Genomic DNA, 14,454 nt, shown 5'->3' on the forward strand with positions numbered 1-14,454 from the left:
TTATGAGGGAAGATAAGCAAGTGACGCTTTTGATCGGTGTAGGTCTTTTTTTTTGCATGCTTATTTTAGGATATGCCACCTTTTATGCTCAGCCCATTCAACTATATGCCGTGACCAATTCACCTGCTACCACTCAATCCGGTTTTGATGATACAACATGGAATTCAAGTGTTTCTTCTTTAGCAGAAACTAGCTTTTTAGAAGAAAATTTTAGGTTAATTAATATTAATACAGCTACGCTTTTGGAGCTTATGGAGCTTGAAGGCATAGGGGAAAGTACAGCTAAGAAAATCATTCAATATCGAGAAGAAAACGGACCCTTTTCAGAGTCAAGCGAACTTCTAAATATAAGTGGGATAGGAGAAAAAAAGTTTGCTTCTATTGAACCCTATGTGACGGTAAATGAATGAATATATAGATAAAAGGGAGTATTGGAAATGAAAGTAATTGAAACCAAAAATTATGATCAGTTGAGTCGAATTGCGGCACAGATGATTGGGGGGCAAATTCTACTTAAACCTGATTCTGTGTTAGGATTAGCCACCGGAAGTTCTCCGATTGGCACTTATAAACACCTTATTACGCAGTATGAAGAAGGCGTTTTGAACTTTTCAGCTGTAAGAACGGTAAATCTAGATGAATATTGTGGTTTAACGCAAAATTCTGAGCATGGATATCGCTATTTTATGAATCATACTCTATTTAATCATGTTAATATTGATTTGAAAAACACCTTTGTCCCTATGGGTAATGCTGAAGACCCAGAGCAAGAGTGTCTCCGCTATGAAAAATTGGTAGCAGATTTAGGTGGTATTGATCTGCAAATTTTAGGCATTGGACACAATGGGCATATCGGATTCAACGAACCCAGTGAAAGTTTTCCTTCTGAAACGCATATTGTTGATTTGGCGCAAAGTACAATAGATGCCAATTCACGTTTATTTGATGACCCAAATGATGTACCTAGGAAAGCAATTACCATGGGAATTGGTACCATTATTAAAGCGAAAAAAATTCTTTTAATTGCGGGTAGTGATAAAAGAGAAATCGTTGAGAAAGCAATCTATGGAAAAATTACGCCAGAAGTGCCTGCCTCTGTCTTACAACTTCATAGAGATGTGACAATCATTATCAGTGCAGAGTGATTTTTCTTTGCTAAATAGAACTAACACAAAGAAGTACCTTTCCATAGCAAAGGTACTTCTTTGTGCATAAAACTCTATGGATCTATTTTTATTCTAGAATTCTGTAAGAACAGTAATCTTATATCCACAAAATATTAGGCGCTTTTCGTTAAAAAGTTTGATTTTAGCCTTTCTTTTTTCAGATAAGAATAGAGAAAAAGTTTCTATAACCTTTTATTTACTGTAAGATTGTGGTATACTATTCTATCAATAAGCATAATTATACAAACACTAAAAGTGGAGGAAAACAATGTCTAAAATGAGTGTGCATCACATCAGCGATGCGGTTAATTTGAACGTTCTATCTGATAGACGATTCAAAACAATCCGTATTTCAGTTAATATGTTGGTGCCAATGGAAAATGACACTGCTTCGGCTTATGGTATATTGCCACGAATCGTCACACGTGCTACTGAACACTACCCCGATTATACACAGCTTACACAAAAACTGGCTGACTTATATGGAGCTACACTTGATTGCCACGTTTATAAGCTTGGTGGCTATCAAGGAATTTCTATTTTTGTAGAAGGAATTTCAAATCGTTATGCATTTGATCAGGAAGACATGGTAAGTGAACTTTGCAGTTTGCTTTTCAGTATTATTGAAAATCCTCTAAAAGACAAGGATGGCCTTCTAATTAAAGATAATTTTTTACAAGAAAAGAGGCAAGTTCTAGAAGTCTTCGACTCTGAATTTAATGATAAAATATATTATGCCCAAAAAAAAGCGCAGGAAATTCTATTTGACGGCAAACCCGAAGGTCTTAATCGTTATGGGACGAGAGAACAAGTAGAGAATTTAACTTTAGAAGACGTCTCGTCTGCTTGGGACAAATTATTAAGAACAGCTAAATTTGAAGTTTTTATTTTAGGAGATTGTAAATTCGATCAAAAGGTTTTTAACAGGACTTTTGCTTCTCTTGGCCAGCATCAATCTTACCAGCCTGAAAAGATTGATACGCTAGTGATAAAAGATGTAACAGATGATATGCCTTTATCACAATCAAAACTAGTTATGGGATTTACCGCTGATGCTGAATTTGGGGAAAGTGATGCTTTCAAGCTCATGGCTGCTGTTTATGGTGGTACCCCCAGTTCAAAACTTTTTGCCAATGTGAGAGAAAAAATGAGTCTTTGCTATTATTGCTCATCCGCTTTTGATGCCAATACAAATACTATGTTTGTACAAAGCGGTGTAGAAACTGAAAATATAGAAAAAGCACGCAAAGCAATCTTAGAACAACTTGAGCATGTGAAAACAAGCAATATAACAGAAGAAGAAATACAATCGGCCAAATTGGCTATTAGTAACTCCTATCGTTCTGTCAATGACTCTTTAGAAGCAATGGAAAACTGGTATTTATCACAAGTCTTCCGTCCTTCCGTTAAATCTCCTGAAGAAGCTGTCACTTCTATCGAAAAAATAGCAAAAGAGGAGATTGTCTCAGCTGCAAATCATCTTACTTTAAATACAGTTTACGTATTAAAAGGCAATGCATAACAATATTGTTATGGGAGGAATATATGGAAAAAAAGAAAGTAACAGGACAGTATATAAATGATAGTTATTACCAAATTAAACATCCCTCAGGACTTGAGATTCTGATTTATCCAAAAGAAAACAGTACCACTACTTACGCACTGTTTGGTACCCGATATGGTTCGATTGACAACTGTTTTAAAAGAAGCGATGAATTATCAGCCGAAACAGTTCCAGAGGGGATAGCCCACTATTTGGAGCATAAACTTTTTGAAAGTGAAGAAGGAGATGCTTTTGAGCGCTATGCCAAAACTGGTGCCAGTGCAAATGCATTTACTTCTTTTGATTCAACTTGTTATCTTTTTTCTTGTACCGATCGTTTTTATGAATCCTTAGAAATTTTGTTGGATTTTGTCCAATCACCCTATTTTACAAAAGAAACTGTAGCCAAAGAACAAGGTATTATCGGACAAGAAATCAAAATGTACGATGATGACCCTAATTGGCGTGTAGTTGTCAATCATTTAAGAGCATTGTATCATCATCATCCTGTTAAGGACGATATCGCCGGTACTGTTGAAAGCATTGCAGAGATCACTCCTGAATATCTCTATCGTTGTTACCACACATTTTACAATCTCAATAATATGGCTTTGTGTATTACAGGAGATGTGGATATAGATGGCGTACTTGACATTTGTGATAAAATGTTAAAAAAAGCAGAACCAATTAAGATAGAAAGAGTTTTCCCTGCAGAACCGCAGTCTGTTGTCACTCATTATGTGGAAGACAGGCTCTCCGTAGCCATCCCGGTTTTTCAGTTTGGATTTAAAGAAATTTTGAGAGACCAAGGCCATATTTCTGAAAAAGATTTGGCAGCAGTCGAAGTACTGCTTGAGATTTTAGCCTCTGATTCTTCTCCTTTATTTCGTAAACTCTTAGATGCCGGTTTAGTCAGCGAATCAAGTTTCTCTCATGAATATTTTGAGGGGGCAGGGTATGCTTCTGTATTTTTTAGTGGTGAATCTAAGGATCCTAAAAGAGTATCTGAAATTATTATGGATGAAGTTCACCACTTGCAAGAAACAGGAATTGACGAAAAAAGTTTTCAACGAGCCAAAAAAGCTTGTTATGGGGAAATCGTCAGTGCTCTTAACAGTACCTCCGCTATCTCTAATATCATGGTTAGTCTTGCTTTTAAAGATAGAGAATTATTTGCTTATGTAGATGCCTTTCCAAACCTATTAAAAGAAGATGTTGAGCAAAAATTAAAGCAAATCTTTGTTCCAGAACAAAGCGCTTTATCTGTTATCCTTCCATTAGAAAATAATGAAAAAGAATTTATGGCGTAAATAAATTAAAATTGAAACTCTATCTATTTTCTTCGGTTTATCAATTAACTGAACGGAAAAAATGGACCCAGAAAGGGGTATGTTATGCAACATTTAGTTGAATTTCCCAAGCTTGGGATTGAAATGACGGTGAATGAAACTGTTTTTACCATAGGCAATTTTGAAATTAAATGGTACGGTCTACTCATAGGAATCGGCTTTTTTCTTGCTATTTTGTATGCTATGAAAATGGCTAAAAAAATGAATGTCAACGATGATAAGCTTTTGGATGTTATTATTTTTGGCGTAATTGGCGGTATTGTCGGTGCAAGACTATACTATGTTATTTTTTATCCGGGTGACAAATATATTAATAACCCGATGGAAATATTCCAAATTCGCGATGGTGGATTGGGCTTTTATGGCGGGTTTATCGGCGGCCTTCTCTGTGCTTTAATTGTTGCCAAAATTAAGAAAATGAATATTCCTGCTCTATTCGATTTGGTTGCCTTGGGTTTCTTAATTGGGCAGAGCTTTGGTCGTTGGGGCAATTTTACAAACCAAGAAGCTTTTGGCGGACCTACCGATTTACCTTGGGGTATGCAAAGCGACAATACAAGATTATTTTCTGAAACACCTGTGCATCCGTGTTTTTTATATGAATCATTGCTATGTGCTTTAGGTTTTGTTCTTTTGCACTTTTTTACAACTAAGTTGCGTAGGTATGATGGTCAAACATTCTTACTCTATCTGGTTTGGTATGGAATCTCTCGCTTCTTCATTGAAATGACGCGTACCGATAGCTTAATTGTTGGCAACTCAGCATTAAAAGTATCTATGCTAGTCTCCGCTCTTTTTGTCGCTGCTGCTGTAGTTCTTCTCTTTATCTTCCGTCATCGTACTTCATTAACAGGTGTGGGCAGCAAAGAGGTTATGCAAGCTGTAGTAGTTGGAGATAATGAATATAGTACCATTTTTACAGATGAAAAGTTGGAAGACGTTTCTGTCGATGAAAATAATTCTGTTGATGACATTCAAAAAGAAGAGGATTAGGGAGATAAGATGGCAAATATCATAAACGGAAAAGAAATTTCAAAGAGAATTAGACAGCAATTATCGGAAGAAGTTGCTGAACTGAAGTCTCTCGATATCACACCCGGACTTGCTGTTATTATTGTAGGAGAAGACCCGGCTTCTAAAATCTATGTGAGAAATAAGAAATTAGCCTGCGAAGAAATTGGTCTATTTTCTGCTGAATTTTCTTTACCGGCAAACACGACACAATCTGAATTAATTGACCTGATAGAAGTTTTAAATCAAGATCCACAAATTAATGGAATATTGGTTCAGTCGCCACTACCTGCTGGTTTAGATGAAGCAATTGTGGTTCACACGATTTTACCGGAAAAAGATGTTGATGCATTTCACGAACAAAATGTGGGTAAAATTATGATTGGCAATTTTGCTTTTTTACCTTGCACACCTGCTGGTGTGATTGAATTAATTCATTCTACTGGCATATCTATTGCAGGAAAAAATTGTGTAGTTCTTGGTAGAAGTAACATTGTAGGTAAACCTATGTCCATGCTTTTACTCCATGAAAATGGAACCGTTACGATTTGTCACAGCCAGACAAAAAACATGACAGAAATTTGCAAAAAAGCCGATATCTTGGTCTCAGCTATAGGAAAGCCTAAATTTGTTACTGCCGATATGATTCAAGAAGGTGCTATTGTAATTGATGTAGGAATGAATCATGATGAAAACGGCAAACTTTGCGGAGACGTGGATTTTGAAGCTGTAGAAAAAATTGCTTCTTATATCACACCTGTTCCAGGCGGTGTAGGACCTATGACCATTACTATGTTATTGAAAAACACAATAACTGCAGCAAAAATGCAAAATCAAAGAAAGTTATTCTGAGGTTGTTATGTCTAAATTATTAGAAAAGATTCATTCTCCTGCGGATTTAAGAAATCTGAGTGAAAATGAACTTTCACAATTGTGTGAAGAAATTAGAAACACAATTATTGACACTGTCTCTTCTAACGGAGGACATTTGGCATCCAATTTAGGAGTGGTAGAGCTTGCCCTTTCCTTGCATCTTGTTTTTCATTTGCCTGATGACAGTATTGTTTGGGATGTAGGACATCAATCCTACCCACATAAATTATTGACAGGGCGTTATGATCAGTTTGCAACTACGCGCACTCAGGGTGGTCTTTCTGGCTTTCCTTCTCGTGAAGAAAGCGCTTATGATATCCTCACTTCTGGTCATGCTAGCACTTCTGTTTCAGCTGCACTCGGTATTGCTGAAGCAAATTTTGTACAAGGTAAAGATGATTTTAGTGTCGCCGTCATTGGTGATGGAGCGCTTACCGGAGGACTCGCTTATGAAGGCATGAATAACGCTGGACGTGCTAAGCGAAATCTAATTGTTGTATTAAATGACAACACCATGTCAATTTCCAAAAATGTCGGTTCTGTTGCGAGGCATCTTACTTATATTCGTACAAGACCCAGCTATATCCGTATCAAGAAAAACTTAGAAAATGCGGTAATGAAAATTCCTCTACTCGGTAAATATCTTGTGAGAATTTTAAAAGGCTTTAAAGTAGCAGTTAAAAAGTTTTTTTACAAATCAACTCTATTTGAAGACATGGGATTCACCTACTATGGCCCATTCGATGGTCATTCAATCAAAGACTTAACTAGAATTCTCGAAAGTGTAAAGCTAGTTAAAAAACCTGTTTTAGTGCATGTCGTTACAAATAAAGGCAAAGGGTATAAATATGCCGAAAAATCCCCATCTGAATACCATGGCATTTCCGGCTTTGATGTCTTGACGGGAGAAAGAAGTAGTAGTAGTAAAAGCTTCTCTGATATTTTTGGGAAAGTGCTATGCGATTTAGCTGCTAAAAATGATAAAATTTGTGCCATCACAGCTGCTATGCAAGACGGCACAGGTCTCTCCATGTTTAGAGAACAGTATAAAAACCGTTTTTTTGATGTGGGCATTGCAGAAGAGCACGCGGTTACTTTTGCAGGTGGTATGGCCGCTAGAGGTGCACTGCCGGTATTTGCGGTTTACTCAACTTTTTTGCAGCGTGCCTATGATCAAATGATTCATGATGTTGCGCTGCAAAATACAAAGATGATTTTAGCAATCGACCGTGCTGGCATTGTTGGCGAAGATGGAAAAACCCATCAAGGTCTTTTTGATACGGCTTATTTGCAGACGATACCAAATGTTACACTCTATTCTCCTAGCTATTTTAACGAATTAGAAGCTCAACTGACTTACCTTGTAGAAGAAGGGGAAAAGCTTTGTGCTATTCGTTATCCACGTGGAATTGAATTATTTAAACCCAAAGATTTCATTCCAACTGCTGACTCTTATCAAGTGTACGGTGAACCGGATGCGGAATTTGCTATTGTGACGTATGGTCGTCTATTCTCATTTGCCGCAACAGCTTACCATTCACTAAAGCAAAAAGGTATTGCTCTCAAAATCGTTAAATTAAATCGTATTATTCCCATTGATAAGCAAGCTGTAAAAGAAGCTGCAAAGTGCCGCACCGTATTTTTTTACGAAGAAGCCATTTTGCAAGGCGGTATTGGGGAACATTTCAGCTATTTGCTGCAAAAAGAAGCGTTTATTGGCAAATATCGTATAAAAGCTATTGAAGATCCCTTTGTGGAACATGCACCTATGTTTTATGCTTTAGAAGCTCTGGGGCTTTCTGCTTCTTCTATAGAGGAAACTATATTTCAAGAATATAAAGAGATGAAAGTAGGGAATAAAATTGAAAAAGAGGCTTGATTTGCTTGTTTTTGAAAAAGGACTTGCGGAAAGCCGCGAAAAAGCAAAATCAATTATTATGTCTGGTTTGGTATATATTAAAAATCAAAAATATGACAAACCCGGTGAAACTGTAGATGAAGACTCTCAGATTGAAGTAAGGGGAAAAGGTCTTCGCTATGTAAGCCGGGGCGGTCTAAAGCTTGAAAAAGCAATGCAAATTTTTCCCGTAAATATTGAGCAACAAATTTGTATGGATGTTGGAGCCTCTACAGGCGGATTTACAGATTGTATGCTGCAAAATGGCGCCGCTAAAGTATATGCGGTGGATGTAGGTTATGGGCAATTAGCATGGAGCCTGAGGACAGATGCAAGAGTCATTAACCTTGAAAGAACGAACGCACGTTATTTATCAAACAAAGAGATTCCAGATAAAATTTTTCTGACTTCGGTCGATGTTTCTTTTATTTCTCTTACCAAAATCTTACCTGCCATACATGATCTTTTGCAAGATAAAGGGTATGCTGTTTGCCTTATTAAGCCTCAATTTGAAGCAGGAAGAGATAAAGTCGGAAAAAAAGGAGTTGTACGAGATAAAGACGTGCATGAAGAAGTCATTAAAAAGATAATTGATTTTGCACTGTCTGCTGGTTTTTCTATTCGGGCGCTTACTTTCTCTCCTGTTAAAGGCCCTGAAGGAAATATAGAGTATTTAATACAACTTCAAAAAGAGGAAGCCGTCCAAATATGGCCTGATGTCCTCGATGTAAAAACAGTAGTAAAAGCTTCACATCAAGAATTAGACGGAGCAGCAAAATGAAAATAGCAGTGGTTACAAATTTCTCAAAAGGCGATGCAAAAAGCTGTACAAACTCGGTGTTTGCTATTCTCAAAGAGCTAGGAGCATCTGTCACAATGCACGAATATGTCTATCAAGAATCTCCTTGCACCTATGAATGCGAAATTAAAAACAGCGATGTCGTAGTTGCTGTTGGCGGTGACGGTACCATTATTCACACGGCAAAAGTGGCAGCCCGTAACCAAAAACCTATTTTAGGGATTAACGCCGGTAGATTGGGTTTTACGGCAGGACTTGAAGCAAACGAACTTTCTTTGCTTCAAAATTTGGTTACCCAAAACTATCAAATTGAAAAAAGAAGTATGCTGGCAGTTAGAATTCAGAAAAACGAGTCAGTAGTTGACAAAATTGCTTTTAATGATGCCGTTTTATCCGGAGAAGTGTCAAGGATTATGGACTATAGTATGGCTATTAGTGAAACTAAAAGCTATCGATATCGAGCAGACGGAGTTATTATTTCTACCCCTACCGGTTCTACAGCCTATTCGTTGTCTGCTGGAGGCCCTGTGGTTGAGCCAACGATGAAAGCTATGATCTATACGCCTATTTGTCCTCACTCGCTTTTAAATCGCAGTGTCATTTTTGATGCTCACACGCAATTACAACTTTCTGTTAAAGAAAATGCTGAGAAAGTCCATTTAACCGTAGATGGAGAGGAAGCTATTTTTATCGAGCCTGACGTTCAACTGACATTTGGTATTTCTGACATGACCGTTGAATTAATTCGCTTGAATCAGCGCAGTTTTTATGATACTTTAAATGAGAAGATTATCCGTTCAGTTCAATAAGATTAGGGAGAGTGCTATGAAAACACGACGACATGCAAAAATACTTGAAATCATTAAAGAAATGGATGTTGACACACAAGAAGAACTTCTTAAATATCTTAGAGATGCTGGTTTTGATATTACGCAAGCAACTGTTTCGAGAGATATTAAAGAACTTAGATTAGTCAAAACCTTATCTCGAAGTGGGAAATATCGTTACTCCACAGGAAACGAATCAGTAGGCGATATTTCTTCTAAATTTTATACATTATTTGCTGATTCTGTCAATTCTGTAGAATCAGCGCAAAATATGGTAGTCATTAAAACACTGACCGGTATGGCACAAGCCGTATGTGCTGCCATGGACTCCATGCCGTGGCAAAATTTTATAGGGACTCTGGCCGGTGATGACACTATCTTCGTTGTTTGCCGCAACGAATCAGCTGCTTTAGAAACACAAGAAGAATTCAGAAAACTAATTATAAACGGGTGACATTATGTTATCACAGCTATTTATCAATAAAATTGCGGTTATTGATAAAGCCTCTATCGATTTTGAGAGAGGTTTTACTGTGTTGACCGGAGAAACAGGCGCCGGAAAATCAATTATTATAGATGCTATCCACGTACTTTTGGGGGAAAGAGCATCAAAAGATTTAATTCGTACGGGAGAAAAAATGGCCAGTGTTTCTGCTGTTTTTAGTGACTTGCCAGATGATATTCTTTCCTTGGCTGAATCTTTTGGTGTACCTGTAGAAGATGACGCCTCCTTATTGATTTACCGTGAAATTCGCACAGAAGGAAAATCGGCATGCAAAATTAACGGTGCTCCTGTCACGGTTGCAATGCTAAAAGAAATTGGGCAACTTTTGGTGAGTATTCATGGGCAACATGAGAGTTATGAGCTATTATCAGAACACTTGCCGATTCAATACATTGATAGTTTTGGGGAACTTGCTTCATTGCTGACAAGTTACCAAAATAGCTATCATAAACTCAAAGAAATTCAAAAAAGACTAGATAGTTTTAATTCTGATGAAGGTGAAAAAGCTAGGCAAATTGATTTGCTTCGCTATCAAATTGAGGAAATTTCATCTGCTGATATTCATGTTGGCGAGCAAGATGAATTAATTACTGAACGCAATTCTATTCGTAACCATGAAAAAATTTCTTCGAGTGTTGAAAAAACACAGAATCTGCTAGTTGGTGATGAAGAACGAAATGGCATTTTATCTGACATCACGATGGCTGCAGAGGAAATGGAAAGCCTTTCTGAGTGGCTGGCTGATGCGGAAAAAGCGTCTCAAAAGCTAAGAGAGGCACAATATCTTTTAGAAGATGCCGACGAAATTATTCGAGAAATCAATGTAGATTTTGATACCACGTCCTTGGACATTATTGAAAATCGATTGGACCTACTGCATAAACTACATTTAAAATATGGCACAGATGAAGAGCAAATTCTTTCCTATCTTATCACTTGTGAGCAAAAACTTCATGACATTGAATTTGCCGATGAAGAACGTGAAAAACTAGAAACTGAGTATGAAAAAGAAAAAGAAAAAGCAATTCTACTTGCGAAACAACTTTCAGGAAGTCGAAAAAAGGCTGCCGAGAGGTTTGCAAAGCAAGTAAAAGAAGAACTGCAATTTTTAAATATGCTTGGTTTTGAGTTCTTAGTAGAAGTTAGTAGGGTTCCTCTTAATAACAAAGGTTGTGATAAGGTTCAATTTCTTGTCTCCGCCAATAAAGGAGAGCCGCCTAAACCAATGTCGAAGATTGCATCAGGCGGCGAACTTTCAAGAATTATGCTTTCCATTAAAACTGTGCTTTCTGGGAAAGATAATATAGACACTCTTATTTTCGATGAAATTGATACAGGTATTAGTGGAGAAGCCGCCAATAAAGTAGGGGAAAAGCTGCGACATGTTTCACTAAATCGACAAGTAATTTGCATTACGCATTTAGCGCAAATGGCCTCTTTTGCTGATAATCATCTTTTTATTGCAAAAAATGAACGTGAGGGCAGAACCTTTACAGAAGTCACCATTTTAGATGAAAATAAACGAATTGATGAGTTAGCTCGCATTATAGGCGGGAATGAAATTACTGAATTAAAAAGAAAAATGGCCAAAGAAATGCTAGACAAAGTACTTGACAAATGAAAATAGGTTAGATATACTAATAAATAATAGTGATGACGGAAAAAAAGTAAATTTTGTTTTAGCGTTTCAGAGAATCTGCGTTTGGTGCGAGCAGATACCGGACAAAATTGAAGTTACCTTCCTGAACTGCCGTTCAGAACGCGAAAGCAAGTAAGAACGAGCCGTGTTGCAAACGTTATATTGCAAGGGCATATTTAGTGCTTGTAGAGATTTTATCCTAAAAGATAAAATAAACTGAGGTGGTACCGCGATAAATTCGCCCTCTGTGCATATTTTGTGCGCAGAGGGCTTTTAGTTTTTAACGGACAATATGCCAAAAATTATTGAAGGGAGAAATATGGAATGAAAATCTACGAAGAACTGAAAGCAAGAGGTCTTTTAGCTCAGGTAACAAACGAAGAAGAAATCAGCAAGATGGTAAATGAGGGAAAGGCTGTTTTCTATATTGGATTTGACCCAACTGCAGACAGTTTGCATGTTGGACATTTTATGGCACTTTGTCTAATGAAGCGACTGCAAATGGCCGGCAATAAACCTATTGCTCTAATTGGTGGTGGTACTGCCATGGTTGGCGATCCTTCTGGGCGCAGTGATATGCGTACTATGATGACACCTGAAATCATTCAGCACAATTGCGACTGTTTTAAAAAGCAAATGAGCCGTTTTATTGAGTTTGGGGAAGATAAAGCACTTATGGTCAATAACGCTGATTGGCTAACTACCCAAAACTATATTGAATTTTTACGGGAGGTTGGCCCTCATTTCAGTGTGAATCGTATGCTTTCGGCAGAGTGCTATAAGCAACGAATGGAAAAAGGTCTTAGTTTCTTAGAGTTCAACTATATGATTATGCAAAGCTTTGATTTTTATGTCTTGTTCCAAAAATACGGCTGCAATATGCAGTTCGGCGGCGATGATCAATGGAGCAATATGCTTGGGGGAACAGAACTTATCCGCCGCAAGCTCGGCAAAGATGCCCACGCTATGACGATTACCTTGCTTCTGAATTCAGAAGGCAATAAAATGGGGAAAACGCAGTCTGGTGCAGTCTGGTTAGATCCCGAAAAAACTTCTCCGTTTGATTTCTACCAATATTGGCGAAATGTCGACGATAATGATGTAATTAAATGCTTAAAAATGCTTACTTTCTTACCTCTCGAAAAGATTCAAGAAATGGAGACATGGCAAGGTAGTGAACTTAACAGAGCAAAAGAAATTCTTGCTTTTGAATTGACTAGCCTTGTTCATGGAGAAGAAGAAGCATCAAAAGCGCAAGAAGGTGCAAAGGCATTATTTATTTCCGGGGGAAATACAGAAAATATGCCAACAACAGAGCTAAAGGCTGAAGACTTTACAGATGATAAAATCGGTATTTTAGATTTGCTCGTCAAAACTGGACTTTGCCCCTCTAAAAAAGAGGCGCGTAGAGTAGTAGAACAAGGCGGCATTTCTATTAATGATGAAAAGGTTTCAGATGTTTATCTGTTTATTCAGAAGGAACAATTTGTTAATAAAGAATTAATTCTTAAAAAAGGAAAGAAGGTCTTTCATAAAGTTGTTATCGTAGATTAATTTTCCGCTTTTTAGCCGCCGAGAGCAAGGTTTTCTTGTCATTGGGAAGTTTCTCATTAATAACTTCTTCTAAAAGATAAGAAAGCGTACTTCCTAGCTCTTTGCCGGCTAAAAAGCCAATTCTTTTTAAATCATTCCCATCAATTTTTAAGTCTTTTATCTTCAAACATCCATGATTTATGCAACCCTCTGAAAGCTCTTTCACTTTACAGATAGGCAAGGACGGTTCTAGTATCTCTTTTAGGGTAAGCCATTGTCTGAAATTGTCTATTCCCATTTCAATTAGCTTTCTTTTTATCGCTAATTTATCACTAGGTACCGTCTCACTTAGATGTCCCAATATCGTAAAGATTGAATCTATTTGTTTTTTTGGCAGTCTTAGTGCAGAGAGTGTCTGCTTCGCTTGTTCTTGTGGCATAGGAAACAGTAAAAGTGCTAATCGAATAGTTTCTTGTGCAGGAGCAAGAGTTATTAAAGAAATAATGGTATAATCATCAAAAACAAATTTAGGTATAAACACAGAAAATATTTCTGCATACTGCAAAATAACTATGCTCGCAAAATCACTGCATAGCAACTTCAAAAATTCGTCTCGAACTCTTTCACAAGCAATCCATCGAAGACTGTCTTTTTCGTTGATAAGTGCTTTCGATGTAGCTTCTTCAATATTATAGCCTAGCACAGCTGCAAAGCGAAGACAGCGAAGAATTCGCAAAGCGTCCTCTTGAAAACGTGTACCAGGATTGCCAACGCAACAAATAGTTTTATCTTTTAGATGCTTAAATCCATTATAAGGGTCAATTAACCCTGTTTGAGGATGATACGCCATTGCATTTATTGTAAAATCACGACGTGCAAGATCTTTTTCAATTTTATCTGTAAAAGATACTTCACTAGGAATGCGATGATTCCTATATTTTCCGTCTTCTCGCATAGTTGTAATTTCAATGGGAGACCCCTTAATAAACACGGTTACAGTGCCATACTTTATCCCATGCATAAGCATTTTGAAGCCATTAAAAACCTTACAGATCTGTTGTGGTAAGGCAGATGTTGTTAAATCCCAATCAGAAGCTTTTTGTCCAAGCAAGCTATCTCGTACCGAACCACCAACACAAAAAACGGTATAATTTTGCTTTTCTAACATAGCCATTGCTTGTTCTACAAAATCGGGAATTGGAATTTTCAACATAGCACCTTCTTCACATATTTTCATTTACGATAGCATGATAAAAAGTATTTTTCAAGCTCAAAGTATGATTTTAATTGACAAATTCGACGATTGATGTTA

13 protein-coding genes and 1 other annotated feature are annotated in these 14,454 nt (G+C 37.2%); of the genes, 12 read left to right on the forward strand and 1 reads right to left on the reverse strand.

What is annotated here, in order from left to right:
• Positions 1-2 precede the first annotated feature (2 nt).
• The 12 genes from CS931_RS02565 to tyrS all read left to right on the forward strand — a co-directional run bounded on the left by CS931_RS02565 (position 3) and on the right by tyrS (position 13,163).
• The gene (locus CS931_RS02565; RefSeq protein ID WP_099204188.1) at positions 3-410 is read left to right on the forward strand and encodes a ComEA family DNA-binding protein; all 408 of its coding nucleotides are present in this window, start codon (positions 3-5) and stop codon (positions 408-410) included.
• Positions 411-437: 27 nt separating this feature from the next.
• Positions 438-1,145, forward strand: coding sequence for a glucosamine-6-phosphate deaminase (gene nagB / locus CS931_RS02570; RefSeq protein WP_099204189.1), 708 nt, complete (start codon positions 438-440; stop codon positions 1,143-1,145).
• Between the two features lie 289 nt (positions 1,146-1,434).
• On the forward strand, positions 1,435-2,688 hold the full coding sequence (yfmF, locus tag CS931_RS02575; protein ID WP_099204190.1) for an EF-P 5-aminopentanol modification-associated protein YfmF: 1,254 nt from the start codon (positions 1,435-1,437) through the stop codon (positions 2,686-2,688).
• A gap of 23 nt (positions 2,689-2,711) precedes the next feature.
• Positions 2,712-4,019 (forward strand): EF-P 5-aminopentanol modification-associated protein YfmH, encoded by a 1,308-nt coding sequence (yfmH, locus tag CS931_RS02580; RefSeq protein ID WP_099204191.1) that lies wholly within the window; start codon positions 2,712-2,714, stop codon positions 4,017-4,019.
• Between the two features lie 84 nt (positions 4,020-4,103).
• A complete protein-coding gene (gene lgt, locus CS931_RS02585; protein WP_099204192.1) occupies positions 4,104-5,051 on the forward strand; it encodes a prolipoprotein diacylglyceryl transferase in 948 nt (315 codons plus the stop codon).
• 9 nt (positions 5,052-5,060) lie between these two features.
• Positions 5,061-5,921, forward strand: a complete 861-nt coding sequence (gene folD / locus CS931_RS02590) for a bifunctional methylenetetrahydrofolate dehydrogenase/methenyltetrahydrofolate cyclohydrolase FolD (RefSeq protein WP_099204193.1) — start codon at positions 5,061-5,063, stop codon at positions 5,919-5,921.
• Positions 5,922-5,928: 7 nt separating this feature from the next.
• A complete protein-coding gene (gene dxs, locus CS931_RS02595) occupies positions 5,929-7,821 on the forward strand; it encodes a 1-deoxy-D-xylulose-5-phosphate synthase (protein WP_099204194.1) in 1,893 nt (630 codons plus the stop codon).
• Positions 7,805-8,620: a TlyA family RNA methyltransferase gene (locus CS931_RS02600; RefSeq protein ID WP_099204195.1), complete on the forward strand. Its 816-nt coding sequence runs from the start codon at positions 7,805-7,807 to the stop codon at positions 8,618-8,620. Before dxs ends, CS931_RS02600 begins: the two co-directional genes overlap by 17 nt.
• Positions 8,617-9,447 carry an NAD(+)/NADH kinase gene (locus CS931_RS02605; protein WP_099204196.1) on the forward strand — a complete coding sequence of 277 codons (831 nt, stop codon included), beginning with the start codon at positions 8,617-8,619 and terminating at the stop codon, positions 9,445-9,447. The genes CS931_RS02600 and CS931_RS02605 overlap by 4 nt, the downstream gene beginning before the upstream one ends.
• Before the next feature lie 16 nt (positions 9,448-9,463).
• Positions 9,464-9,919: an arginine repressor gene (locus CS931_RS02610; RefSeq protein WP_099204197.1), complete on the forward strand. Its 456-nt coding sequence runs from the start codon at positions 9,464-9,466 to the stop codon at positions 9,917-9,919.
• A gap of 4 nt (positions 9,920-9,923) precedes the next feature.
• Complete coding sequence (gene recN, locus CS931_RS02615; protein WP_099204198.1) at positions 9,924-11,591, forward strand: DNA repair protein RecN; 1,668 nt, start codon at positions 9,924-9,926, stop codon at positions 11,589-11,591.
• A 23-nt stretch (positions 11,592-11,614) separates the two neighbouring features.
• Positions 11,615-11,858, forward strand: a binding site (T-box leader).
• Positions 11,859-11,933: 75 nt separating this feature from the next.
• Positions 11,934-13,163, forward strand: a complete 1,230-nt coding sequence (gene tyrS, locus CS931_RS02620; RefSeq protein ID WP_099204199.1) for a tyrosine--tRNA ligase — start codon at positions 11,934-11,936, stop codon at positions 13,161-13,163.
• Here the strand turns inward: tyrS and CS931_RS02625 are convergent.
• On the reverse strand, positions 13,150-14,310 hold the full coding sequence (locus CS931_RS02625; RefSeq protein ID WP_159459723.1) for a CCA tRNA nucleotidyltransferase: 1,161 nt from the start codon (positions 14,308-14,310) through the stop codon (positions 13,150-13,152). The genes tyrS and CS931_RS02625 overlap by 14 nt on opposite strands.
• Positions 14,311-14,454 lie beyond the last annotated feature (144 nt).

Origin of the sequence: Scatolibacter rhodanostii (assembly GCF_900197595.1) — a bacterium.
Taxonomy (GTDB): Bacteria; Bacillota; Clostridia; order Oscillospirales; family Acutalibacteraceae; genus Scatolibacter; species Scatolibacter rhodanostii.